This window comes from Sphingomonas aerolata (assembly GCF_003046295.1).
GTDB classification, from domain to species: Bacteria; Pseudomonadota; Alphaproteobacteria; order Sphingomonadales; family Sphingomonadaceae; genus Sphingomonas; species Sphingomonas aerolata.
Window position 1 is genome coordinate 444,854 of record NZ_PZZN01000003.1, and the last position, 22,999, is coordinate 467,852.

At 67.1% G+C, this 22,999-nt stretch carries 21 protein-coding genes; 8 read left to right on the forward strand and 13 right to left on the reverse strand.

What is annotated here, in order from left to right; genetic code table 11:
* Positions 1-7: 7 nt before the first annotated feature.
* The 7 genes from C8J24_RS14480 to C8J24_RS14510 all read right to left on the reverse strand — a co-directional run bounded on the left by C8J24_RS14480 (position 8) and on the right by C8J24_RS14510 (position 9,533).
* Positions 8-1,051 carry a c-type cytochrome gene (locus C8J24_RS14480; RefSeq protein WP_107933453.1) on the reverse strand — a complete coding sequence of 348 codons (1,044 nt, stop codon included), beginning with the start codon at positions 1,049-1,051 and terminating at the stop codon, positions 8-10.
* Complete coding sequence (locus C8J24_RS14485; protein ID WP_107933455.1) at positions 1,048-1,668, reverse strand: cytochrome c oxidase assembly protein; 621 nt, start codon at positions 1,666-1,668, stop codon at positions 1,048-1,050. Before C8J24_RS14485 ends, C8J24_RS14480 begins: the two co-directional genes overlap by 4 nt.
* On the reverse strand, positions 1,665-2,066 hold the full coding sequence (locus tag C8J24_RS14490; RefSeq protein ID WP_107933457.1) for a hypothetical protein: 402 nt from the start codon (positions 2,064-2,066) through the stop codon (positions 1,665-1,667). The genes C8J24_RS14485 and C8J24_RS14490 overlap by 4 nt, the downstream gene beginning before the upstream one ends.
* Positions 2,063-4,609: a cytochrome c oxidase subunit I gene (gene ctaD / locus C8J24_RS14495; RefSeq protein WP_107933459.1), complete on the reverse strand. Its 2,547-nt coding sequence runs from the start codon at positions 4,607-4,609 to the stop codon at positions 2,063-2,065. Before ctaD ends, C8J24_RS14490 begins: the two co-directional genes overlap by 4 nt.
* Positions 4,606-5,574: a c-type cytochrome gene (locus tag C8J24_RS14500; RefSeq protein ID WP_107934253.1), complete on the reverse strand. Its 969-nt coding sequence runs from the start codon at positions 5,572-5,574 to the stop codon at positions 4,606-4,608. Before C8J24_RS14500 ends, ctaD begins: the two co-directional genes overlap by 4 nt.
* 121 nt (positions 5,575-5,695) lie before the next feature.
* Positions 5,696-8,611, reverse strand: a complete 2,916-nt coding sequence (locus C8J24_RS14505; protein ID WP_107933461.1) for a PAS domain-containing protein — start codon at positions 8,609-8,611, stop codon at positions 5,696-5,698.
* Between the two features lie 124 nt (positions 8,612-8,735).
* Positions 8,736-9,533 carry an N-formylglutamate amidohydrolase gene (locus C8J24_RS14510; protein ID WP_107933463.1) on the reverse strand — a complete coding sequence of 266 codons (798 nt, stop codon included), beginning with the start codon at positions 9,531-9,533 and terminating at the stop codon, positions 8,736-8,738.
* 16 nt (positions 9,534-9,549) lie between these two features.
* Between C8J24_RS14510 and C8J24_RS14515 the strand changes: the two genes are divergently transcribed.
* The 3 genes from C8J24_RS14515 to C8J24_RS14525 all read left to right on the forward strand — a co-directional run bounded on the left by C8J24_RS14515 (position 9,550) and on the right by C8J24_RS14525 (position 11,732).
* On the forward strand, positions 9,550-10,476 hold the full coding sequence (locus tag C8J24_RS14515; protein ID WP_056675681.1) for a transglutaminase family protein: 927 nt from the start codon (positions 9,550-9,552) through the stop codon (positions 10,474-10,476).
* A gap of 13 nt (positions 10,477-10,489) precedes the next feature.
* Complete coding sequence (locus tag C8J24_RS14520; protein ID WP_107933465.1) at positions 10,490-11,305, forward strand: transglutaminase-like domain-containing protein; 816 nt, start codon at positions 10,490-10,492, stop codon at positions 11,303-11,305.
* Between the two features lie 88 nt (positions 11,306-11,393).
* Positions 11,394-11,732, forward strand: coding sequence for a hypothetical protein (locus C8J24_RS14525; protein ID WP_107934255.1), 339 nt, complete (start codon positions 11,394-11,396; stop codon positions 11,730-11,732).
* A 24-nt stretch (positions 11,733-11,756) separates the two neighbouring features.
* Here the strand turns inward: C8J24_RS14525 and C8J24_RS14530 are convergent, their stop codons facing one another.
* Positions 11,757-12,491 (reverse strand): Crp/Fnr family transcriptional regulator, encoded by a 735-nt coding sequence (locus C8J24_RS14530; RefSeq protein ID WP_031395205.1) that lies wholly within the window; start codon positions 12,489-12,491, stop codon positions 11,757-11,759.
* Positions 12,492-12,623: 132 nt separating this feature from the next.
* Positions 12,624-13,337 carry an arylesterase gene (locus C8J24_RS14535; protein WP_244180748.1) on the reverse strand — a complete coding sequence of 238 codons (714 nt, stop codon included), beginning with the start codon at positions 13,335-13,337 and terminating at the stop codon, positions 12,624-12,626.
* A 37-nt stretch (positions 13,338-13,374) separates the two neighbouring features.
* Between C8J24_RS14535 and C8J24_RS14540 the strand changes: the two genes are divergently transcribed.
* From C8J24_RS14540 to C8J24_RS14560, 5 genes are all read left to right on the forward strand, one after another.
* Positions 13,375-14,094 (forward strand): ABC transporter ATP-binding protein, encoded by a 720-nt coding sequence (locus C8J24_RS14540; RefSeq protein ID WP_107933467.1) that lies wholly within the window; start codon positions 13,375-13,377, stop codon positions 14,092-14,094.
* Positions 14,091-16,589, forward strand: a complete 2,499-nt coding sequence (locus tag C8J24_RS14545) for an ABC transporter permease (RefSeq protein ID WP_107933470.1) — start codon at positions 14,091-14,093, stop codon at positions 16,587-16,589. Before C8J24_RS14540 ends, C8J24_RS14545 begins: the two co-directional genes overlap by 4 nt.
* An 85-nt stretch (positions 16,590-16,674) precedes the next feature.
* Positions 16,675-17,880 (forward strand): YihY/virulence factor BrkB family protein, encoded by a 1,206-nt coding sequence (locus tag C8J24_RS14550; RefSeq protein ID WP_244180750.1) that lies wholly within the window; start codon positions 16,675-16,677, stop codon positions 17,878-17,880.
* Positions 17,861-18,247: a ribonuclease HI family protein gene (locus C8J24_RS14555; RefSeq protein WP_107934261.1), complete on the forward strand. Its 387-nt coding sequence runs from the start codon at positions 17,861-17,863 to the stop codon at positions 18,245-18,247. The genes C8J24_RS14550 and C8J24_RS14555 overlap by 20 nt, the downstream gene beginning before the upstream one ends.
* A gap of 204 nt (positions 18,248-18,451) precedes the next feature.
* On the forward strand, positions 18,452-19,159 hold the full coding sequence (locus C8J24_RS14560; RefSeq protein ID WP_107933472.1) for a Crp/Fnr family transcriptional regulator: 708 nt from the start codon (positions 18,452-18,454) through the stop codon (positions 19,157-19,159).
* Here the strand turns inward: C8J24_RS14560 and C8J24_RS14565 are convergent.
* From C8J24_RS14565 to C8J24_RS14580, 4 genes are read right to left on the reverse strand one after another with little or no spacing between them, the layout of a single operon-like run.
* A complete protein-coding gene (locus tag C8J24_RS14565; protein ID WP_244180752.1) occupies positions 19,156-19,905 on the reverse strand; it encodes a 3'(2'),5'-bisphosphate nucleotidase CysQ in 750 nt (249 codons plus the stop codon). The two genes, C8J24_RS14560 and C8J24_RS14565, sit on opposite strands and share 4 nt — an antisense overlap.
* Positions 19,902-21,815: a sulfate adenylyltransferase subunit CysN gene (cysN, locus tag C8J24_RS14570; RefSeq protein WP_107933474.1), complete on the reverse strand. Its 1,914-nt coding sequence runs from the start codon at positions 21,813-21,815 to the stop codon at positions 19,902-19,904. The genes C8J24_RS14565 and cysN overlap by 4 nt, the downstream gene beginning before the upstream one ends.
* Positions 21,815-22,759 (reverse strand): sulfate adenylyltransferase subunit CysD, encoded by a 945-nt coding sequence (gene cysD / locus C8J24_RS14575; RefSeq protein ID WP_208620989.1) that lies wholly within the window; start codon positions 22,757-22,759, stop codon positions 21,815-21,817. Before cysD ends, cysN begins: the two co-directional genes overlap by 1 nt.
* Before the next feature lie 22 nt (positions 22,760-22,781).
* Positions 22,782-22,997 (reverse strand): hypothetical protein, encoded by a 216-nt coding sequence (locus C8J24_RS14580; protein ID WP_031441137.1) that lies wholly within the window; start codon positions 22,995-22,997, stop codon positions 22,782-22,784.
* Between the last annotated feature and the right edge of the window lie 2 nt (positions 22,998-22,999).

Genomic DNA, 22,999 nt, shown 5'->3' on the forward strand with positions numbered 1-22,999 from the left:
ACGCAGCTTATTTGCCGGCGAGATACGCCGCGATCGGGTCGATCATGTCCTCGGGGATGCGGCGCGCGATCACCGGCATCGTCGCCTGCGACTTGCGCGCGTCGACCACCGTCTCGTCTCCCCGCCAGTTGCGCAGACGCTGTGCGATGTAGGTGGCGCTCTGCCCGGCAAGCACCGGATAGGGCTTGCCCGGTGCATGGCAGCTGGCACAGGCGGGAAGCTGCTTGGCCGGGAGGCCCTCTCGGACGATCCGCGCAGCATTCGCATTGCCCGAGGCTGTGGTCGTGCCGAGACCCGGCATCGTGGCGAAATGCCGCGCAAGCCGCGTCATCTCTCCGGGCGTCAGCGTCGCGGCGGCGTTGGCCATGACCGCGCTCTGGCGCTTGCCAGTCGCATAGGCCTGGAGCGCGGCACGCAGATAGACGGGGCTCTGGCCGCCGAGGACGGGCATGTCGGACTGGCCACGGCCGCGGCCGTCCGTGCCATGACAGCCGGCGCAGACGGCGATACGTGCTGTGTCAGGACCGGCGGTACCGCTGCCGGGGACTTCGGTCAGGGCGCGATAGGTCGCAGGCGACATCTCCGGCAACAGGCGGACGAACGCGACCATGCGGCGGACCTCATCGTCGCGATCCTTGGCCGCCCAGCCGGGCATGCCGGTATATTTGACGCCGTGCTTGAGGATCCAGAAGATCTGCTTGTCAGTCCATTCGCGCGCGTTGACCGCGAGGTCGGGGGCAGGGGGCGTCGCCGCCTGCATCACCGGCAACGGACGCACGCCGGGCGCGCCGTGGCACGAGGCGCAGCTTGCCCTGAACAGGCCCGCCGCGCTGACGAGGCCTTCATTCGCCTTGGGATCGTCGGGCGCGGTAAAGGCGGCGTGCGTGCGCACTGAATTGCGCATCGTCCAGTGAAGGAACCAGTCGGTGATCTTCCAATGACCCGATGAGGCGGCGATGTTGAACACGCCCGACCAGGCGAACAACAGCCCGGCAAGCGCCAGCGCGACGATCGCGGCGATCGCGCGCGCCCAGGTAATGCGGATCGTCATGCCGTCGCGCTCCGTGTCTTCAATACCCCGCCGAGCATCGCGAGCCCGCCGAGGAAATAGCTTGCCGCGCCGACCATCAGCATGACGACGCCGCCGAGCTGCTGATCCTCGAGCGCGTCGAGGCCGTGCGCGGCCGGGTGCATCGCCATCATCGCGTAAAGCGGCCGCGGGGCGAGGCCGACGAGCGCGCCGAGGAGGGTCATGTGCATCGACGTCAGCAGCATCGCGGCGACGCCCGATACGCGCCGGTCGGTCGCGCCGCCGGTGCGCGTGCCGAGCACCGCACTCCACAACAGCAGACCGGCGGCGAGGAAGCTCGCCTGTTCGAGCAGCAGCGCAACCGGCTGCATGTCGACGCCCAGCCGGGGCGCAGGAAGGTGCCAGAGCCACACGACCACCAGTTCGACCAGCGACATGGCAAGCGGGGTGACGATTGTCGGCCAGCGCTCGGCGGGATCGAACCGGCTGCCCGCGATACCATAAGCGAGGAACGGCGCAGCAACCGCGACGGCGATCATGTGGCCGGTCATGTGGCCGACCATACCGAGCGGCGCGGCGGCGAACGCCCAGCCGATCGGCACCAGCGCGACGCCGAGCGCGAGGCTCGCGCGCCTCATCGGCAATCGCCGAAGACGATCACGGGCAGCGCGGTGAAGATCACCGCGACGAAGCTCAGGCCCGCGAGCAGCCGGGTCGACAGCGCGAGGAACCGCAGCCGGTCGATCGCGGTCCCCTCGTCATGCGGCGGAGCATCGCCCGGCGTCTGTGACTGGACGCGCGCGATATAGCCCGCGGCGAGGATGCCAAGCAGCGCGACGATCGTCGCGATCAGCGTGGCGAGCGGAAACCCCGTCAGCGCCGTTGCCGGAGTCGGCGACTTGGCGCATGTCACCGCAACCCACAGATAGCAGAACAGGAAATGCACGGCCCAGATCGTCGGCGGGACGATCAGCGTCCACAACGTGACCTTCAGGTCGCGCGCCCAGTGTTTCCGATTGTCCTTGGGTGTTGTCATGCGACCCCCGGGAACAGGCCGATCGTGCAGAACGTCACGATGCCCGTCAGTGCGAGGAAATGGTGGTAGACGGTAATGTTGCGCAGATCGGCATCATAGACGGGCGTCATCTTTCCAGCGAGGCTGCGCGCGAGCGTATAGGCCTGCATGATCACGCCGATCGCGGCGTGCACCGCCGTCCAGATCGCGAGCGTCCAGACGATCGCCGGATAGACGTGCAGTTCGGGGTCCATCCCCGAATACCACGGCCCGGCGAGCCCGGCGAACAGGCTCGACAGCGTTGCGACGATGCCGAGAACCAGCAGCAGGCGGCCGGCGGCGACGTTGCCGCGACGGTGCACCTCACGCGCGCCGACGGTCGCCGCCCAGCCGGTCAAAGTCAGCGCCAGCGCGACCATCGGCCAGAATACGCCGGGCCCGTCCAGCCCCGCGCCCGTGGGCGGGAAATTGCTATGGATCGTCCAGAAGAAGAAATAGCCGAAGACGAGCCCCGAAAACGCGGTCGCATCCGCCATCATCGTGATGAACATCGCCCACCAGCCCGGCGCCGATGGCCCCGAGGTGTAGAGCGGCACCTCGATCCCGTGACCGATATGCTTGGTCGGCTTTTCGGGGATCTCGGCAGTGCCGGTCCACAGCCACCACAGCACGCAGGCGAGCGTCGCCACGCCACTCAGCGCGGACAGCAGATAGAGATGGTAGGTCGTCAGGATGAACACGCCCGCCAGTGCCACCGCGGTCATCATCGGTTTCACGCTGGGCGTGCCCAGGCGGATGACCTGCAGCGGCCGCGCATCGAGCACGGTCGTGATGATCGACTCGCGCCGCATCTCCTCCGCGTCGGGCAGGAAGAAGCGGCCCTCGTCGACCTTCTGGACGAAGTTCTTCTGGTCCCAGATCGGATAGCGGCTCTCGATCAGCGGGACCGAGCGGATGCCCCAGTCCTCGTCATCGGGCAGCGCCAGCCATTCGAGCGTCCCTGCGTTCCACGGATTGCGCGGCGCCTTCGGGCGACGCGGCGACAGCGCGAGGTCGATGCACACGATCAGCACGCCGAGCGCGAACAGGTAGGAGCCGGCGGTCGAGGCGAGGTTGAGCCCGCCGATGCCGAGCTCCTCGGGGTAGGTGAACACGCGGCGCGGCATGCCGAGCAGGCCCGACAGGTGCATCGGGAAGAAGGTCAGGTTCATGCCGACGAACATGATCCAGAACGCGGTCCGCCCGAGCCGATCCGACAGCTTCTTGCCGGTCACCAGCGGCCAGTAATAATAGAGCCCGGCGAACAGCGGCAGCAGCGTACCGCCGATCAGCACGTAATGGAGATGCGCGACGATGAAATAGGTGTCGTGCGCCTGCCAGTCGAACGGCGCCACCGCGACCATCACGCCGGTCAGACCGCCGATCACGAACACCGCGAGGCTGCCGCTCGCGTAGAGCAACGGCGTCGATTTCTTGACGTTGCCCGCCCAGAGCGTCGCGATGAACACGAAGATCTGGACGCCGGTCGGGATCGCAACCGCCTCGGACGCTGCCGCGAAGAAGGCGAGGCTGATCTTGGGCAGCCCGGTCGTGAACATGTGGTGGACCCACAACCCGAAGCTGAGGAACGCGGTGCCGACCGCCGCCAGCACGATCCACGGATACCCCAGCAGATGCCGCTGCGCGAAGGTCGGGATCAGCATTGCGAACAGCGCGATCGACGGCAGGAAGACGATATAGACTTCGGGGTGGCCGAAGATCCAGAACAGGTGCTGCCACAGCAGCGGATCGCCGCCCTTTTCCGCATTGAAGAACGGCCAGTTGAGCAGCCGCTCCATCTCGAACAGCACGTCGCCTGCGATCAGCGGCGGGAAGGCGAACAGGATCATCACCGCGACGACGAGGATGTACCAGGCGTAGAGCGGCATAAGGTTGAGCCGCATGCCGGGCGGGCGGCATTTGAGCACGCCGACGATCAGCTCGACGGCAGCTGCGACCGACGACACCTCGATGAAGCTGAGGCCCAGCATCCAGATGTCCGCGCCGAGCCCGCTGAGATCGGTCCGTGTCGTCAGTGGCGGATACATGAACCAGCCGCCATCGGGGGCGGCGTCGAAGAAGATCGATCCGGAGACGAACACGCCGCCGATCAGGAAGCTCCAATAGCCAAAGCCCGACAGTCGCGGAAACGGAAGATCACGCGCGCCGAGCAGCTGTGGCAGCAGAATGATCGAGACCGCCTCGAACATCGGCACCGCGAACAGGAACATCATCATCGAGCCGTGCAGCGTGAACAGCTGGTTGAACGTGTTAGCGGTGACCAGATCGTTGTTCGGCACCGCCAGCTGCGTACGCATGATCAGCGCGAGCACGCCCGCGAACAGCATGAAGCCGAACGCGGTCAGCGTGTACCAGACGCCGATCCGGTTGTTGTTGACGTCGGTCCAGCGGAAGAACCAGCCGCTCGGCGGTTTCCAGACCTCGCGCAGGCGATCCTCCTGGCCCTTGCGGACGGCGGGATCGTTCTGGTCGGGGGCGACATAGGCCGGACTGTCGGTCGTCATTTCAGCCCCTGAAGATAGCTGGCGATCTGGTCGGCTTCGGCGGCCGACATCTGCGGGAAGGCGGGCATTTGGACGCCGGGCTTGGTCTTGCCGGGCTCACGCACGAACCGCGCGATATTGGCGTGGGTCATCGGCAAAATCCCCGCAGCAAGCGTCGGACGTGATCCGAAATGCGTCAGGTCGGGGCCGATCTTTGCCGCCGGGCCCACCCCGCGCACGCTGTGGCAACCGCTGCAGCCATACCTGGCGAACAACCTCGCGCCGGGCGATGCGGTGACCGTCGCGGGACGCGCCTGCGCGGTGAGCCAGCGTTCGAACGCGGCATGCTCCATCGCGACGACGTCGAATGCCATCAGCGCATGTCCCAGCCCGCAGAATTCGGCGCAGACGCCGCGATATGTTCCGGCCTTGGTCGCGCGGACGACGAGGCGATTGGTGCGGCCGGGGATCATGTCCATCTTGCCCGCAAGCCCCGGCACCCAGAAGCTGTGGATCACGTCGGGGCTGCGCAGCGACAGCTCGACGGTGCGGCCGACGGGGAGGCGGAGTTCGTTCGCTGCCTCGACGACCGCGCCGCCGGGCGGGGCGTAACGTACGCGCCACCAGAACTGCTCGCCATCGACGCCGATCCGCAGGTCGGCATCGGCGACCGGTCGGGGGCGCATTGCGGGCAACGCGTAGAGCAGCAGCGCGAGCAACAGGATCGACGGGCCGATCCCGCCAAGCCACAGGACCATCTTCATCCCGCCCTTGTGCGTCAACCGCCCCTCGGGCGCGCGGATCGCGTGCCGCATCAGCAGCGCAAGGCCAAGCGCCAGGACGACCGCGCCGACGACCAGCACGATGGTGATCGACAGCACCTGATCGGCCTGTTCGCCGAACGGAGCCAGCGTCGACTGGTGCCGGTTGCAGGCGCCAAGCGCCGGCAGGCACGCCCAGACGGAAAGTAAACTTGCCTTCCGCATCATCGCCTTAGCTTCCCCTTTGAGCAGATCCTCTAGCTGTGGCCGAAACGGCGTTAAACCCCTTAAATGAACTTTCCGTCATGGACTGGCACAACCCGGGCAGGGGTGGCTGGCATGTGGACTAGGGCAGGCGGATGAGATCGCGGATACGGCCGGCCAGCGCGTCGATCGCGAAGGGTTTCGTCATCACGTGCATGCCCGGATCGAGATGGCCGTTGCCGACCACCGCATTTTCGGCATAGCCGGTGATGAAGAGGATCTTGAGGTCCGGACGGCCTACGCGCGCGGCATCCGCCATCTGCCGCCCGTTCATCCCCCCCGGCAAGCCGACATCCGTGACCAGGAGGTCGATGCGCGTGTCGGCCTGGAGGATCTTCAAGCCGGCAGGCCCGTCCGCGGCTTCGATCGCGGCATAGCCCAGTTCCTCGAGCACCTCGACGACCAGCATGCGGACGGTGGGTTCGTCGTCGACGATCAGGACGGTCTCGCCACGGATAGCGCGCGGGACCTCGGCAAAGTCGGGCTGCGGTTCGTCCTCGTCCGACGGACCGAAATGCCGTGGCAGATAGATGCAGATATTGCTGCCTTCGCCGACCTCCGAATAGATCCGGACCTGTCCGCCCGACTGGCGCGCAAAGCCGTAGATCATCGACAGGCCGAGCCCGGTGCCCAGACCCAAGGGCTTGGTCGTGAAGAACGGATCAAAGGCCTTGGCGACGACCTCGGGCGGCATGCCGGTGCCGTTGTCGGACACGCAGAGCGAGACATATTGTCCGGGATCGAGATCGCGGTCGCGGCCCATCCGCGCGTCGATCCAGCGATTGGCCGTCTCGATGGTCAGCCGCCCGCCGGTTGGCATCGCATCGCGCGCGTTGATGCACAGGTTGAGGATCGCGTTTTCGAGCTGGTTGGGATCGACGAGCGTCGACCACAGCCCGGCGGACGCGACCACCTCCACGGCGACATCAGGCCCGACCGTCCGGCGCACGAGCTCCTCCAGCCCGCCGATCAGCCGGTTGACGTCGGTCGGCCGGGGATCGAGCGTCTGCCGCCGCGAAAAGGCCAGCAGGCGGTGGGTCAGCGCCGCGGCACGTTTGGCGGCACCCTGCGCCGCAAGCGAATAGCGCTCGACATCGCCCAGCCGTCCCTGCGCGATGCGGATGCCGAGCAGTTCGAGGCTGCCCATGATCCCCGTCAGCAGATTGTTGAAGTCGTGTGCCAGCCCGCCGGTCAGCTGGCCCACGGCTTCCATCTTCTGGCTCTGGCGCAGCGCGGCCTCGACGTCCATGAGCTCGCGGGTGCGCGCGGCGACCTGATCTTCGAGCGTCTCGGTCCAGGCGAGCAGTTCGGCGGCATGCCGGCGGCCATCGTCGATGTCCGTATTGGTGCCGACCCAGCGCGTGATCTGGCCGCCGCTGGTCCGTACCGGCTCCGCGCGAGCAAGAAACCATCGGTAGCCGCCATCAGCACTACGCAACCGGAACTCGGCGGCATAGGTAGTGCCCGTATCGCGTGCGGCCTGCCACGTCGTCGCCGTAGCCTCGCGATCGTCGGCGTGAACCAGTGACAGCCACGTGCCGGATCCGGTTAGAGCGCCGGGCGAGATACCGGCATAATCGTAGACTTGCTGGTTGACCCAGTAGATCTCGCCATCGGGACGCGCCGCCCAGATCAGGCTGGGCACCGCTTGCGCGAAGACGCGGAACTGCTCTTCACTGTCGCGGAGCGCTGCTTCCGCACGCAGCCGCTCGGTCGCCGCACGCACCCGGTCTGCGACCTCGCGCATAAGTTGCAGTTCCTCCTCGGCCCAGACGCGCGGCTGATCGTGATTGGCATAAAGCAGCGCGACGAAGGCATCCTGTTCGAGCAACGGCATGTTGACGAACGACCATGCGCTGATCGCCTTCAGGCCGTCAGCACCCGCGGCAGTTCGCGGGTCGCGCTCGACATCGGCAATCACGACCGTGCGCCCTGCCTTCAGATCCTCGATATAGGACCCATAGTCGCGGAACTGCAGCATTCCCGCCAGGGTGCGAGTCCCCGGCGCATTCCAGTCCCGCTCGACGGTGATCGTCTCGGCAAGGGTGTCGATCACGCCATAGCCGACCCGACTGACCTGCAGGGCGTGGCCGAGGATTTCGGCCGCTGCATAGGCGATTGCCGCAGGGTCCGTCAGATCGCGAATCGCATCGCCGAGCGCCAGCAACGCGGTCTGCCGCACGTCGGCGAGCTTACGGGCGGTGATTTCGAAGCTGATCCCGGGAAAACGTAGCGCAGTCCCGTCGGCCGCGCGCTCGCAGCGGCCCTGCGCGATCACCCAGCGGATCGTCCCGTCGCGCTCGAGCAGGCGATATTCGGCTTCGAAGGGGCCGCCCGATCGGACGGCCGCCTCGATTGCCTGCTCGGTACGCGCGCGGTCGTCCGGATGAATGCCTTGAAAGAACGTCGTGATCGGCGCGCCCGCCGCCGCCGCTGCCGGATCCACCCCATACAGCACGGCGAACCGCGCATCGGCGGTGACGCGATCCCGGGCGATGTCCCAGTCCCAGGTACCGATCCCGCCCCCGGCCGAAAGCGCGAGTTGCAGCCTTTCTTCGGCTTCGCGAGCGAGCGTCTCGGTCCTGCGCCTCTCGGTCACGTCGCTCAGCAGCACGGCAATCCTGACCGAACTTGGCTCGCCGATCTGCGCGAGCTGCGCATCATAGCGTCGATCGCCTTGCGCCACGCCCGTCTCGAATCGGGTCGCGTGCCCGGTCCGGGCGATCTCGTCGAACGTCCCGATCCAGTCGCCATCCAGCGCGGGCTGCAGCGCGTGCCAGGTCTGTCCGACCGGATCGCGCAGGCCCGTCTGTCGGAGAAATTGCGCGTTCGTCTCGAGGAACCGGCAATCGACCGCGCGATCGCCGTCGAAGATCAGCTCGACCAGTCCGAAGCCGATCTCGATCGCGGCGAACACTTCGTGATAGTCGCCTTCGCCGGGATGTCCCGATACGCGCTGATAGTCGTTCCCGGGGACGTTGTTCGGACTCGAGGGCATCGAATTTTCTACTCGCAGGAACACCAACTCGGGTCCGGCATACGACCAGCCATGCAGCCGGCGTCACTGGACCCGGGTCGTCAAACGCGAGACAGGCGGTGGTCGATCCCCGGGAAGTTTGGTGTCATGCGGAACGGACGCGCGGGCTGGCGGATGTCAGAGCGGACGCGACCCGTTCCGCCCAAGCGGCACAGCCCTCGGGCGCGCCGATCAGGTCTTGCCGGATCTCGATCTCCGCATAGAGGCGCCGTGCCGGGTAGGCGTGCCGCGGGATCGTATAATCGATCAGGTCCATCCGATAGGGCTCGTTGTCACCCACCACGAGGTCGGGCTCGCCGGCCAGGACCTCGAGCATCGCTAGGGCGAAGCGCGTGTCGCCGCCATCGTGCAGGATGCCGATATGCCAGGGTCGCAATCCCGCCCCGTCCGCGCCGCGCATCGCCGGGGTGAAGCTGTGCAGCGCAACCAGGATGGTCGGTTGTCCGGCGGCATCCCGGCGTGCGATCTCGGCCGCGATCGCCGCATGATAGGGGGCATGGATCACCGCATATCGCGCGGCCCTGTCCGCCTCGCTCAGGTCGCGATTGCCGGGGATCGGCGTGCCGTCGCTGGTCTCGGCGATCGCATCGGGTTGCGTCTCGCTCCGGTTGCAGTCGACGACCAGCCGGGAATAGGTCTGGTGGATGAAGACCGCGTCGAGCCGGTTCGCCAGCAACCGTCCGACCTCGCCGACGCCGATGTCCCAGCCGATGTGCCGTCCCAGCTCGGCATCGTCGAGACCGAGCGACCCGAGCGACACGGGCACTGAATTTCCAGCATGATCGCCGATCAGGAGGAACGATGATGCGCCTTTCGGGTTGACGATGACGGTCGGAGGCCTGTCTCCTGCTGCGATCAGCGGTCCCTCGGTCCGGTTGGTCATGCGATACGGATCCTGAATGCCATTTCTCACACTTTCTCACGTGACGAGATACACTTACCGGCAGCCGGTAGCATTTGGCGAGCACCGTATCATGGTCCGTCCGCGCGAAAGCCATGACCAGCAGCTGATTTCGGCCGAGCTGACCATCACGCCGGAACCGTCGGAGGTGCGCTGGCTGCACGACGTGTTCGGTAATTCGGTGGCGATCGCGACCTTCGATCGCCGTGCGCGCGAACTCGTGTTCGACAGCCGGGTGCGGCTCGATCACAGCCCCGCCGAACTCGCGACGGTCGATATCGAGCAATACGCACGTTCGTATCCGTTCACCTATTCGTCCGAGGACATGCCCGACCTGTTGCGGTCGATCGAGCGCCAGCATCACGATCCGCACCGCGAGATCGATCGCTGGGCGCGGCGGTTCCTCGATCCCTCGGGGCGGACGGATACGCTGGCGATGCTGTCCGACATGACCGCGGCGATCCGGCGCGACTTCACCTATGTGCCGCGCCCCGAAAAGGGGACGCAGTCGCCGATCGAGACGCTTGCCCGCCGCAAGGGTACCTGCCGCGATTATGCGATGCTGATGATCGAAGCGGCGCGCGCGCTCGGCTTCGCGGCGCGGTTCGTGTCGGGCTATGTCTATAATCCGTCGAGCCGCGAGCAGCGGACGGGAGGCGGCAACACACATGCCTGGGTCCGCATCTATCTGCCGGGATCGGGTTGGGTCGAGTTCGATCCGACCAACGGCATCATCGGCAGTCGCGGCCTGATCCGCGTCGCGATCGCCCGCGACATCTACCAGGCAGTCCCGATCTCGGGAAGCTGGGCGGGGTTCCCCGGCAGCTTCCTCGACATGACCGTCTCGGTCGACATCGCGGTCGACGAGCCGAGCGCCGCCCCCACAGCCACAACCCCGCTCGCGCCGCAGCCGGTCCGGGCATGAGAAAGACGACCGCATGCTGATCCGCGCCGGCTATGATATTCGCTTCGAAGCCGATGTTCCGACGCCGCTGATGGCGATGCTGAGCCTTCATCCGTCGCGCAACCGCGATCTGGTCACCCCGCACCGGATCGTCGCGAGCCCCGACGTCCCGATCTACGATTATCTCGACGCGTTCGGGAATGTCTGCACGCGCATGACCGTCCCCGCCGGCGGCCTGACGCTGTCGTGCGACTTCACGATCGAGGATGACGGGCAGCCCGACCCGGCCGATCCCGATGCCGTTCAGCATGCCGTCGAGGATCTGCCGGACGAGATCCTCGTCTTCCTGCTGGGCAGCCGCTATTGCGAGACGGACCGGCTGTCCGAAACTGCCTGGTCGCTGTTCGGGCATGTGCCCTCAGGCTGGGCGCGCGTGCAGGCGATCGTGCAGTTCACGCACGACCATATCGAGTTCGGCTATCATCATGCGCGGGCGACCAAGACCGCCTGGGATGCGCATCAGGAACAGCAGGGCGTGTGCCGCGACTTCGCGCATCTGGCGATCACGCTGTGCCGCTGCATGAACATTCCGGCGCGCTATTGCACCGGCTATCTCGGCGATATCGGCATTCCCCCGGTCGACGCGCCGATGGATTTCTCGGCTTGGTTCGACGTCTATCTCGGCGGACGCTGGCACACCTTCGACGCGCGACACAACCAGCCGCGGATCGGGCGGATCCTGATGGCGCGCGGCCGCGATGCGACCGATGCCGCGCTCACGACGACGTTCGGGCCAGCGCGGCTCGTGGGCTTCGACGTCCATACCGACAGCGTCGACGCGGCGGCTTGAGCCCGCCGCAGCGTCGGTTTACGCTTGTCACCCCGCCGGCGTTCGTGCGAACGCCGCGACACCATTAAACAATGCTGCGATGCATCATATGCCTGCTTCTTCGACACCCGGTTCCGTCCCGAGCAACGCCAACGCGCTGCTGCTGCAAGCGATCGCGCTGCGCCAGTGCGTGACCGCGGTCTACAACCGGATGCATGTCAAACTCGCGCCGCATATCCTGTTCACGCGCCATGATGACGTGTTTGTGGACGCGGTCACGCTGCAGCGCGACGGGCAGCCGCCCAAGGAGATCAAGCTCGGCACGTTCAAGCTCGCCGGGCTGAGGGATATCGTCGTGATTGACGAGGGTTTCCGGCCCGACGCCGTCTTCAACCCGCACGACATCAAATATGAGGGCGTGACGCTCTTCGTCGTCGAGCCTAACTGACCGCCAAACGGATTGGCGCCGTGGTTACGGCGCCGGCGGCAGCCATGCCGTCTCGATCTCGCCGTAGCGGTCGACAAAGCCCGTCCGCCGCATTTGAAGCTCCGGGTCGAGGATCCGGACTCGTCGACCGTTGCGCTCGATCACGCCGTCACGCTCGAGCGCACGGATCGTCCGGTTGACGTGCACCTTGGTCAAGCCGAGCGCATCGCCGATATCGCTCTGCGTCAGGGGCAGGTCGAAGGAGTCGATCACGCCACCGGCAGTGACCCGAAGACGCGCCAGGATATCGAGCAGGAGCGTGGTCAGCCGCTCCGCCGCACCTTTGCGGCCGATCGAGGTGAGCCGGTCGCTCATCGCGACATTCTCGGCCGCGGCGATGGCATAGAGCAGCCCGGCGAGCCGTGGCTGCTGGCGAAAGATTTGGCCCAGATCGGCCTTGGGCAGTTCGGTGACGGTACAGTCCGACACCGCGGTCAGCGTCGCCGAGGCTTGCGACCAGGCGATGCTCGACGTGCCGATCAGGTCGCCGGCATAATGGAAGCGCAGGATCTGGCGGCCGCCGGCCGCGAGCCTCGCCGCCGAATGCAGCCAGCCATAATGGACGACGAACAGCGCATGGCTCGTCCCGCCCTCGGCCATCAGGATCTCGCCGGGTTTGAGCCGGATCTCGCGTTGCTCGGCGCGCGAGATCGCAGCGCGTTCCTCTTCCGTCAGCGCAAGATGGCGTTCGAGCCGCGCGATCAACCCACTTCGATGCATCGTTCCGCCCCTGCATTCGCCCTTGTCGGCGGCCCCTGTCGGCTGCCCATCTCGGCTGCCCGTTGCGGCCGCTCGTGACCCCATGCTCAACCATGCGGTTCGTCCGGTCGTCAACAGGCGGATTGGTCCGTATCAGCCTTTATCGAGCTGTCCCAGAATGATCGGCGTAAATCGGTCAGCGATCCGATCGATGCCGCGTGTGTTCGGGTGGACATGATCGCGCTGCATCAGCGCAGCGTCGCCGATCACGCCATCGAGAATGAAAGGATAGAGATCCGCACCATAGGTTTTGGCAAGATCGGGCCAGATCGTGTCGAACGCCGCCTGATATTCGGGACCGAGATTGGGGGGCGCCCGCATGCCCGTCAAAACTACGGGGATATCGCGGCGGCGCGCCTCGTCCATCATCGCGGTCAGGTTGGCGCGGGTCTCGGCAGGCGCGATCTGACGCAGCACGTCGTTGCCGCCCAGGCCGAGCAGGATGAGATCGGGTTTGCGGGGCAGGCTGTCCAGCGTGAAGATAAACCGCTGGCGCCCGGCCGCGCTGGTGTCGCCCGAGACGCCGGCATTGACGATCGTCGCGTTGACGTCCTTGCGGCGCAGCGTCGCCTGCAACACGTCGGGCAGGCTGTGACCGCGCGCGACGCCGTACCCCGCGTACATACTGTCGCCAAAGGCCAGGATCAGGCGCTCGCGACCGGCCGGCGCGGGAGGCATCGCGACCGCCGTACCATCGACCGCCGTGTCGTTGCCCGCGCCGCGGGTGGCCGCCACAGGGGCCGAGCTATCCGCCGCCCGATCGCACCCCGCGAGGACCAGCGCTTGGAGAACCGCGGCGACTGCCACATATGAAGGCCTGTTTCGCTCCAACGTAAAGTGCTCCATGTCCCGATCAACCTCCGACGATATGGTGATATCGGCCCGCAATGTCACGCTGACGCTCGGCAGCGCGAGTGCCGCGACCGCGATCCTCAAGGGCATCGATCTCGACATTGCGCGGGGCAGCAGCGTGGCGCTGCTCGGGCCCTCAGGGTCGGGCAAATCGTCGCTAATGGCGGTGCTGTCCGGGCTCGAACAGGCGAGCGGCGGAGAGGTCGAGGTGGCGGGACTCGATTTCGGCGCGCTCGACGAGGATGCGCTGGCGCGCGCGCGGCGCGGTCGTATCGGCATCGTGCTCCAGGCATTTCATCTGTTGCCGACGATGACGGCGCTGGAAAACGTCGCCGTCCCGATGGAGCTTGCCGGCATGGCCGATGCGTTTGCACGCGCCGCCGTCGAGCTGGAGGCGGTCGGGCTTGGCCACCGGACCGGGCATTATCCAACCCAGCTGTCGGGCGGGGAGCAGCAGCGTGTCGCGATCGCCCGCGCGCTGGGACCGCGGCCGGACCTCGTCTTCGCGGACGAGCCGACGGGCAACCTTGATGCCGCGACGGGTGCGGCGGTGATGGACTTGCTGTTCGACCGACGCGCGGCGACGGTCGCAACGCTGATCATCATCACGCATGATCCGGTCCTTGCGGCGCGGTGCGATCGGGTCGTCGAGCTTGGTGACGGGCGTATCGTCCGCGACCAGTTGCGGTCCGTGACGGGCGCGGGGGCATGACCGACTGGCGGCTCGCCTGGCGTCTGGCCAGGCGCGAGCTCAATCTGCGGTTCCGCGGCCTGCGACTGCTGCTTGCCTGTCTGTTCCTGGGGGTCGGCGCGCTGGCGGCGATCGGCAGCCTGACCCGCGCGATCGACGGCGAACTGGCAAGTCGTGGCAGCACGATCCTGGGTGGCGACGTCGAATTCGCCACGTCGCAACGCGCTGCGACACCCGAGGAGCGCCGCGCGATGGCCGCGCTCGGCACCGTATCGGAGACGGTGCGCATGCAGGCGACGGCGGTTCGCGGTGCGGCCAGCGTCCCGATCGAACTGAAGGGCGTCGACCGCGCCTATCCGCTCTACGGCGCCGTCCGGTTCGCCGATGGTGGCACAGCGGAGCCGCCGCGCGACTCGGGGATCTGGATCGCACCCGCGCTCGCCGACCGGCTGGGCGTCGGCCGCGGCGCCCGGATCCGGCTGGGTACGGCCGAGTTCGTGGTCGACCATGTCCTCGTCGAGGAGCCTGACCGGCTGGGCGAAGGCTTTACGCTGGGCCCCGTCGCGATCGTTTCGCTGCCCGGGATTGCGCGGACCGGCCTGATCCAGCCGGGCAGCCTGTACGAGACCAAATATCGCGTCCGCCTCCGGTCGGGACTCGCGCCCACGCGCGCGGTCGACCGGATCAAGGCGGCATTCCCGTCGGCGGGCTGGGAAAGCAAGACCCGCGATCGCGCGGCGCCCGGTGCCGAACGCTTCGTCCAGCGGATGGGCCAGTTCCTGTTGCTCGTCGGCCTCTCCGCGCTCGTCATCGCCGGTATCGGGGTCGGGAACGGCGTCTCGTCCTATCTCGCCGCACGGCGCCAGAGCATTGCCGCGCTCAAGGTGCTTGGCGCGACGTCCGGGATGATCGCCCGGGTCTACCTGATCCAGATCGTCGTTGTCGCCGGGATTGGCATTCTCGCCGGTTTGATCGCCGGCGCCGCGGCGGTGCCGTTGATCGTCGCGCTCGCGGGCGACGTGCTGCCGGTCGCGCCGAGCTTCGCGGTGCAGCCCGTGCCGCTGCTGCTTGCCGCCGCCTATGGGATGGTGATCGCGCTGGCGTTTACCGCGCCAGCACTGGTCGAAGCCGGAAGCGTGCCGGCGGTCGTGCTGTTGCGTGGCAATGCCGGCCAGCGGCGCGTACCGTTGCGCCGGACGCTGCCCTGGGTCGCCGGTGGCGGGCTTGCACTCGTCGCGCTCGCGCTGCTGACCGCAGAACAGCCCGGGCTCAGCGCGGGGTTCCTTGCGGCGGTCGCGGCAGTGCTGCTCCTCCTCGCCGGGTTCGGCTGGCTCATCCGGATCGCGGCTGCGCGATTGCCGCGAGCGCGCCAGCCTTTGCTCAGGCTTGCGGTTGCAGCACTGCACCGTCCCGGCGCTCGTACCGGCACGCTGGTGGTCGCCCTCGGCCTGGGGCTGACGCTGTTCGTCCTGCTGGCGGCAATCCGGACGAGCATCGACGCGAATATCGCGCGGACCGTTCCGCAGCGCGCGCCTGCGCTGTTCGCGCTCGACGTCCCGCCGCAGCGCGAGGCCGAATTCCGCCGCACGGTCGCTGAGGCCGCGCGCAAGCCGGTCGTGACCACCGTGCCCGCAATGCGTGGCACGATCACGGGCTATGCGACGACGCGCGTTGCCGATCTCAAGACCTTGCCCGAAGGCGCTTGGGCGCTGCGTGGCGAACGCGGCCTGACCTATGCCGAGACGCTGCCGGACGGCAGCCAGATCACCGCCGGACGCTGGTGGCCGCGCAGCTATGCCGGACCGCCGCTGGTGTCGATCGACGAGCGCCTGGCCAAGGCGCTCGCTCTGAAGATCGGCGATCCGATCCAGTACAGCCTGCTGGGTGTTGAGCGGAGCGCGCGGATCGCGTCGTTCCGGCGGATCAGCTGGGATACGCTCGGCTTCAACTTCGTCATGGTCTTTTCCCCCAACGCGATCGCCGACGCGCCGCATAATCTGGCGGCGACGATCGATCTCGACCGTGGCGAGGAGGGGGCGGTGATGCGCGCGCTGCTGCCGCGGTTTCCGTCTGTTTCGGTGATCGAGGTCCGCGACGTTCTGGGGCAATTGCGGACGATCGTGGGGCAGATGGCGACCGCGATCACCGCGGCGGCGTCGGTCGCGATCCTCGCCGGTATCGCTGTGCTGATCGGCGCAATCGCCGCGGCACGCGAAGCGCGGACCTATGACGGGGTGATCCTGCGCACGCTCGGCGCGACCCGTCTCCAGGTGCTCGGCGTCCAGGCACTCGAATATGCATTTCTGACGGTGATCCTGTCCGTGGTGGCGCTGCTGCTGGGGCTGGGGGGGGCGTGGTATGTCGTTACGCAGGTCTTCGCGTTCACATGGCTGCCGAGCTATCCGGCGGTGGTCGCGACGCTGGTGGTGGGCGCGGGGCTGACGATGGCGATTGGGCTGATCGGGGCCTGGCCGATCCTCAGCGCGAGGCCGGCCCGGGCGTTGCGCGACCTCTGACCTGTTCCGGTCGCGGCACGAAATGGCGGCCGCGGCGTTTGCATGGGGTCGGGACGGCGCGATGGGCGGCCAAGGGGATCTTTGAGTGAGCAATGCAGTGGCAAACGGCGACGCGCCCGTCGACGTGACGAGCCCGTGGTCGATGTCGATGGCCACCTGGTGGTCGGTGCTGAAACGCAGCTGGGCGGAAGCCAGCGACGACAATATCGGGCTGATCGCCGCCGGCACCGCATTTTACGCCTTCGCGGCGATCGTGCCGCTGCTCGCCTCGATCGTGCTGATCTACGGCCTGGTCGCGGACACGGCGACGGTCGTCGCCAATATCCGCGGCCTGTTCCAGGTGCTGCCGGCGGACGCCGCCAAGGTCATCGGCGACCAGCTCGCCACCGTGGTCGGGACGTCCGAGGGCAAGAAGGGGTTCGGGCTGATCTTAGCACTCGCGCTTGCGCTCTATGGTGCGTCGAAGGGGGCATCGTCGATCGTCACGGCGCTCAACATCGCCTATGAGGAACGCGAGACCCGCGGGTTCTTCGCGCTGTACATCCTCGCATTCTCCATCACCGCGGGCGCGGTGGTTCTGGCGCTGACCGCCGCACTGTCGACCGCGGCCTTCGCATTGCTCGACAGCATGATACCGGGGGCTCCCGATTTCGTCCTGACGCTGCTGCGGCTTACCAGCTATGCAGTGCTGGCAATGCTCGCCGTCACAGCAGCGGCGTGCCTGTACCGGTACGGGCCGAACCGCGCGCATGCCAAATGGGCGTGGCTGACCCCGGGGTCGCTTGCAGCGACACTGATCTGGCTCGCCGCGACTATCGGCTTCGGTTTCTACGTCGCCAATTTCGGGAATTACGGCGCGACCTATGGCTCGCTCAGCGCGGTGGTCGTGCTGCTGACCTGGCTGTGGCTGTCCGCCTATGTCTTCCTGCTCGGCGCCGAGCTCAACGCCGAACTCGAGCATCGCACCACCCGCGACACGACCACCGGGCCCGAACGCCCGGCCGGTGCGCGCGGTGCCGCCGTTGCCGATGCTACGGTGACGGCGCCCCCTCCATCAGACACACCCGAGATGGCAGCGCCGCGGCGTGGCGTGCGAACCGCGCAAACCGCAGCCGCATCGCGGGCCGCGCGCGCGCCGATGCCGTCGGTTCTCCTCGCGGTCGGCGGGCTGGGTGCGCTGCGCCGAGGGTCCGGCAGGGCAGGCATGATCCTGCTGGTCGTCGGCGGCGCGCTCGCCTGGGCGGGCCGGACGTCTCCGGAGGGTGACGACGATGCCCAGCGTTCCGCTTAAGCTGTTCTTCGACGGCGGCTGTCGTCCGAATCCGGGGCGCATCGAAATCGGCGTCGTCGTTCGCGGCGTGACCCATATCCTGGACGACTGCGGCCACGGCACCAATAGCGATGCGGAATGGCTGGCGGCGATCCATGCGCTGCGGATCGCCCGCGAACTTGGCGCGGTCTCGGTCGATCTGCGCGGCGACTCCGCGCTGGTGGTGGGGCAGGTGCGCGGCAACGCGCGCTGTCGATCGGCGGAGCTTCGCGCGCACCGCGACGCCTTTCAAGCGCTCGCCGCGACGTTCGAGACGGTGAAGATCCGCCATGTCGGCCGGTCCCACAACCTTGCCGGGATTGCGCTGGCCCGCCTGCATCCGCGCTGAGCGCTAGGCCCTCCAACCGGCCCCCAATTCACGGTGCTGGTCGTAGCGCGCCAGCCTGCTATAGCGCTACCATCGTTGGTCCGTTCCTGACCGCCGACGACAGAGAGATGCGCGCGCTCCCGTCACACCGACTGGAGAACTGCGTTGGCCATCGCTCCATCGTCCCCGACCCCCGCAAAGACTGCAACATCGCCCCTCGCGCTGATGATCCGGAAGCTCGAAACCCATGCGACGCTCGACCGACGTGATCGCGAGGCGATCCGGGCCCTGCCGCACCATGTCCGCACGTTCGATGCATCCGCCTATCTCGTCCGCGAGGGCGACAGTCTCCAGCATTGCTCGGTGCTGGTTTCGGGCTATGCGTTTCGCCAGAAGGTCACCGGCGACGGGTTGCGGCAGATCGTGTCGCTGCACATTCCCGGCGAGCCGCTCGATCTCCAGCATCTGTTTCTCGATCTCGCGGACCACAACGTCCAGACGCTGACGCGCGCCGAGGTGGCGATCATCCCGCGCGCGGCGCTGCAGAGCCTGGCCCTGTCGCATCCGGCAATCGGGCATGCGCTGTTCGTCAACATGCTGGTCGAGGGATCGATCTTCCGCGAATGGGCGCTGAACGTCGGGCGGCGCGACGCCCGGACCCGGCTGGCGCATTTCCTGTGCGAGTTCGCCGCACGGCTCGAGGCGCAGGGTCTCGACGGGGGCAGGGGCTATGAATTGCCGATGTCGCAGGAACAGATCGGCGACGCGCTTGGGCTGACCGCGGTCCATGTCAACCGGACGATGAAGCTACTCGAAAGCGAGGGACTGATCGTCCGCACAAAGCGACGGATCGACATACCAAGCTGGACCGCGTTGCGCGAGGTCGCGGACTTTTCGAGCCGCTATCTCCACCTGCGAACGAAGGCCGGCTAGTCGCGCGCGGCAGCCAAGGCCTCAAGAATCGACGCCGCGAGTTCGGGACGGCAGATCAGCAGATCGGGGAGCAGCGGATCGACGCAGTTGTAGACCAGCGGGCTGCCGTCGATCCGCGACGCATGCAGTCCCGCGGCGATCGCAACCGCAGCCGGGGCGCAATTATCCCATTCATACTGGCCGCCGTCATGAAGATAGGCGTCGGCACGGCCATCGACGACGGCCATCGCCTTGGCACCCGCCGATCCCATCGGGACCATCGTCGCCCCCATCGCGACACCGACGCGACGGGCGATGTCCGGCGCACGCGAGCGGCTGACGACGATCCGCAGCGGTTCGCCTGGGGGCGCCCAGGGCCGTGCCGGATCGTCGGTCGCGAAGACCGCGTCGCGCGCAGGCACCGCAACCGCACCGACGCGCGGGACGCCATCGATCGCGAGGCCGATATGCACCGCCCAGTCGTCGAGGCCCTCGGCATATTCGCGTGTGCCGTCGAGCGGGTCGACGATCCAGACACGCTGCGCTGCACAGCGGCTGCGATCGTCGAGCGATTCTTCGGACAGGATGAAATCGTCCGGTCGTTCGGCGCGCAGCCGGTCGATGATCAGCATATTGGCCTCGCGGTCGCCCGCCGCCCCCATCGCCGCCCCCGCGATCGTCCCTCGCGCCCGGATTTCCTGCAGGAGCGCGCCTGCCTCTAGCGCCACCGAGCGCGCGAGTCCGGCATCGGTCAGGTCGGTAGTCACAGGTCGTAGCTCCAGACGCCGATGACATGTTCGACGATGCGCTCGGCTGCGGCCTCCGGGCTCTCGCGGGTCGTATCGATGCGGATGTCGGGAGACTGCGGCGCCTCGTACGGGCTCGATATACCGGTGAAGTCGGCGATCTCGCCCGCGCGTGCCTTGGCGTAGAGCCCCTTGACGTCGCGTGCCTCGGCCGAGGCGAGCGGAGTGTCGACGAAGATTTCGACGAACTCGCCCGGCGCGACCATCGAACGCACCATGTCCCGCTCCGCGCGGAACGGCGAGATGAACGCGGTCAGCACGATCAGCCCGGCATCCGCCATCAGCCGTGCGACCTCGCCGATCCGGCGGATATTCTCGATCCGCCCGGCTTCGGTGAAATCGAGGTCGCGGTTGAGCCCGTGACGGATATTGTCGCCGTCGAGCAGGAAGCTGTGCCGGCCGAGCGCGAACAGCTTCTTCTCGACCAGGTTCGCGATCGTCGACTTGCCCGAGCCCGACAGCCCGGTGAACCAGAGGATTCTGGGCGACTGACCCTTTTGCGCGGCATGCGCCTCGCGCGTGACGTCGATCGATTGCCAGTGGACGTTCTGCGCACGGCGCAGCGCCGATCCGATCATTCCCGCCGCGACGGTCGCGTTGGTCGCGCGGTCGATCAGGATGAAGCCGCCGAGATCGGCACCGTCGGCATAAGGCTCGAACACGATCGCGCGATCGGCATAGACCTCCGCGACCCCGATATCGTTGAGCGCGAGCGTCGAGGCGGACAATTCGGCCTGAGTGTTCACGTCGACGATATGACGCGGCGGCTGGACCGTCGCCCCGACGACCTGGGTGCCGAGCTTCAACTGATAGCCGCGGCCCGGTACCAGCGGCGTGTCGGACATCCAGACGATGGTCGCGAGGAACTGATCGGCGGCCTCGGGCGGCGCATCGGCGGCGGCGATCACGTCGCCGCGCGAGCAATCGACTTCGTCGGCGAGCACGATCGTCACCGACTGGCCGGCGACCGCCTCGGTCAGGTCACCGCCGAGCGCGACGATCCGCGCGACGGTCGTCGTCTTTCCCGACGGGACGACGCGGACGCTGTCGCCGGGGCGCACGGTGCCGCTGGCGATCATGCCGGCAAAGCCGCGGAAATCGAGATCGGGGCGATTCACCCATTGCACGGGCAGCCGGAAAGGCTGCGCCTGGCGCGCGTCGACGTCGATCGGCACGGTCTCGAGATGCGCGAGCAGCGGCAGCCCGGTATACCAGGGCATCGTTGTCGCCTGGGTTGCGACGTTTTCGCCGGTCAGTCCCGACAGCGGGATCGCGGTGAAGCGGTCGATACCGATCGACGCGGCAAAGGCGCGATAGTCCGCGACGATCGCGTCGAACCGCGCCTCGTCATGGCCGACCAGATCCATCTTGTTCACCGCGAGCACGATCTCGCGGATGCCGACGAGGTGCGCCAGATAGCTGTGACGGCGGGTCTGGGTCAGCACGCCCTTGCGCGCATCGATCAGGATGACGGCAAGGTCTGCAGTCGACGCGCCGGTGACCATGTTGCGCGTATATTGTTCGTGCCCGGGCGTGTCCGCGACGATGAACTTGCGTTTTTCGGTCGAGAAGAAGCGATAGGCGACGTCGATCGTGATGCCCTGTTCCCGCTCTGCGGCAAGACCGTCGACCAGCAGCGCGAAGTCGATATTCTGGCCCTGCGTGCCGACCCGGCGGCTGTCCGCCTCAAGTGCTGCGAGTTGATCCTCGAAGATCGTCTTCGAATCATACAGCAACCGGCCGATCAGCGTCGACTTGCCGTCGTCGACCGAGCCGCAGGTGATGAAGCGCAGCATCGACTTGTTCGCATGCGTATCGAGATAGGCGTCGATATCCGACGCGATCAGCGCCTCGGGCGTATAGGCGGACATCAGAAATACCCCTCGCGCTTCTTCTTCTCCATGCTCGCCGCCTGATCATGATCGATCGCGCGGCCCTGACGCTCGCTGGTCGTCGTCAGCAGCATTTCCTGGATGACGTCGGGCAGCGTCGCCGCCTCGCTTTCGACCGCGCCGGTCAGCGGGTAGCAGCCGAGTGTCCGGAAGCGGATCGAACGATCGACCGCGACTTCGCCTTCGCGGAAGCGGAACCGCTCGTCATCGACCATCAGCAGCATCCCGTCGCGCTCGACGGTCGGCCGCGGTGCGGCGAAGTAGAGCGGGACGATCTCGATCCCTTCGGCCAGGATATATTGCCAGATGTCGAGTTCGGTCCAGTTGGACAACGGGAAGACGCGGATGCTCTCGCCCTTCGCGATCCGCGTATTATACAGCCGCCAGAGCTCGGGGCGCTGCGCTTTCGGATCCCAGCCGTGACTCGCCGAACGGAAGCTGAAGATGCGCTCCTTGGCGCGGCTCTTCTCCTCGTCGCGCCGCGCGCCGCCGAACGCCGCGTCATAGCCGCCCGCGGTCAGCGCCTGCTTCAGACCGTCGGTCTTCCACATGTCGGTGTGGCGGCTGCCATGGTCGAACGGATTGATGCCGAGCGCTCTCGCCTCGGGATTGGTGTGGACGATCAGCTCCATCCCGGCCTCCGCCGCCGCACGGTCGCGCAGATCGTACATCGCGCGGAATTTCCACGTCGTGTCGACATGCAGCAGCGGGAAGGGTGGGCGCGCGGGGAAGAACGCCTTCTTCGCCAGATGCAGCATCACGGCGGAATCCTTGCCGACCGAATAGAGCATCACCGGGCGCTCGGCCTCGGCGACGACTTCGCGCAGGATGTGAATGCTCTCGGCTTCGAGGCGTTGCAGATGTGTGAGCCCGGTCATTGCGTTCCCAGATAGGCCCGCCGACGCGGTGTGCGACGAACTTATACTGTTGGCCGCAAAAGCGCGATCAGTCGCGCGACTGGTCGACCGAGTCGATCAGCCGCCCGCCCGCCATGAATACCGCGGTCGAACAGGCCGCCGCGAGCAGCCAGCCGCCATAGCCGGGATACTGCTCCAGATAATGGCTGCCACGTTCGACCGCCCCGAGACCGAGCCCGTAGATGACGAGATACGCCTCGAACTTGGTCTTGATCACGAAGAGGCGGCAGAAGCGTTTCCACATTC

Bases quoted from the DNA above. Each gene is read 5' to 3' on its own strand.
- C8J24_RS14520 (WP_107933465.1), top strand. From the start codon at position 10,490: ATGCTGATCCGCGCCGGCTATGATATTCGCTTCGAAGCCGATGTTCCG.
- C8J24_RS14555 (WP_107934261.1), top strand. From the start codon at position 17,861: ATGCCCAGCGTTCCGCTTAAGCTGTTCTTCGACGGCGGCTGTCGTCCG.
- C8J24_RS14490 (WP_107933457.1), bottom strand. From the start codon at position 2,066: ATGACAACACCCAAGGACAATCGGAAACACTGGGCGCGCGACCTGAAG.
- C8J24_RS14510 (WP_107933463.1), bottom strand. From the start codon at position 9,533: ATGACCAACCGGACCGAGGGACCGCTGATCGCAGCAGGAGACAGGCCT.
- ctaD (WP_107933459.1), bottom strand. From the start codon at position 4,609: ATGACGACCGACAGTCCGGCCTATGTCGCCCCCGACCAGAACGATCCC.
- C8J24_RS14480 (WP_107933453.1), bottom strand. From the start codon at position 1,051: ATGACGATCCGCATTACCTGGGCGCGCGCGATCGCCGCGATCGTCGCG.
- C8J24_RS14525 (WP_107934255.1), top strand. From the start codon at position 11,394: ATGCCTGCTTCTTCGACACCCGGTTCCGTCCCGAGCAACGCCAACGCG.
- C8J24_RS14505 (WP_107933461.1), bottom strand. From the start codon at position 8,611: ATGCCCTCGAGTCCGAACAACGTCCCCGGGAACGACTATCAGCGCGTA.
- C8J24_RS14530 (WP_031395205.1), bottom strand. From the start codon at position 12,491: ATGCATCGAAGTGGGTTGATCGCGCGGCTCGAACGCCATCTTGCGCTG.
- C8J24_RS14485 (WP_107933455.1), bottom strand. From the start codon at position 1,668: ATGAGGCGCGCGAGCCTCGCGCTCGGCGTCGCGCTGGTGCCGATCGGC.
- C8J24_RS14560 (WP_107933472.1), top strand. From the start codon at position 18,452: ATGATCCGGAAGCTCGAAACCCATGCGACGCTCGACCGACGTGATCGC.
- C8J24_RS14545 (WP_107933470.1), top strand. From the start codon at position 14,091: ATGACCGACTGGCGGCTCGCCTGGCGTCTGGCCAGGCGCGAGCTCAAT.
- C8J24_RS14580 (WP_031441137.1), bottom strand. From the start codon at position 22,997: ATGTGGAAACGCTTCTGCCGCCTCTTCGTGATCAAGACCAAGTTCGAG.
- cysN (WP_107933474.1), bottom strand. From the start codon at position 21,815: ATGTCCGCCTATACGCCCGAGGCGCTGATCGCGTCGGATATCGACGCC.
- C8J24_RS14515 (WP_056675681.1), top strand. From the start codon at position 9,550: ATGCCATTTCTCACACTTTCTCACGTGACGAGATACACTTACCGGCAG.
- C8J24_RS14540 (WP_107933467.1), top strand. From the start codon at position 13,375: ATGTCCCGATCAACCTCCGACGATATGGTGATATCGGCCCGCAATGTC.
- C8J24_RS14500 (WP_107934253.1), bottom strand. From the start codon at position 5,574: ATGCGGAAGGCAAGTTTACTTTCCGTCTGGGCGTGCCTGCCGGCGCTT.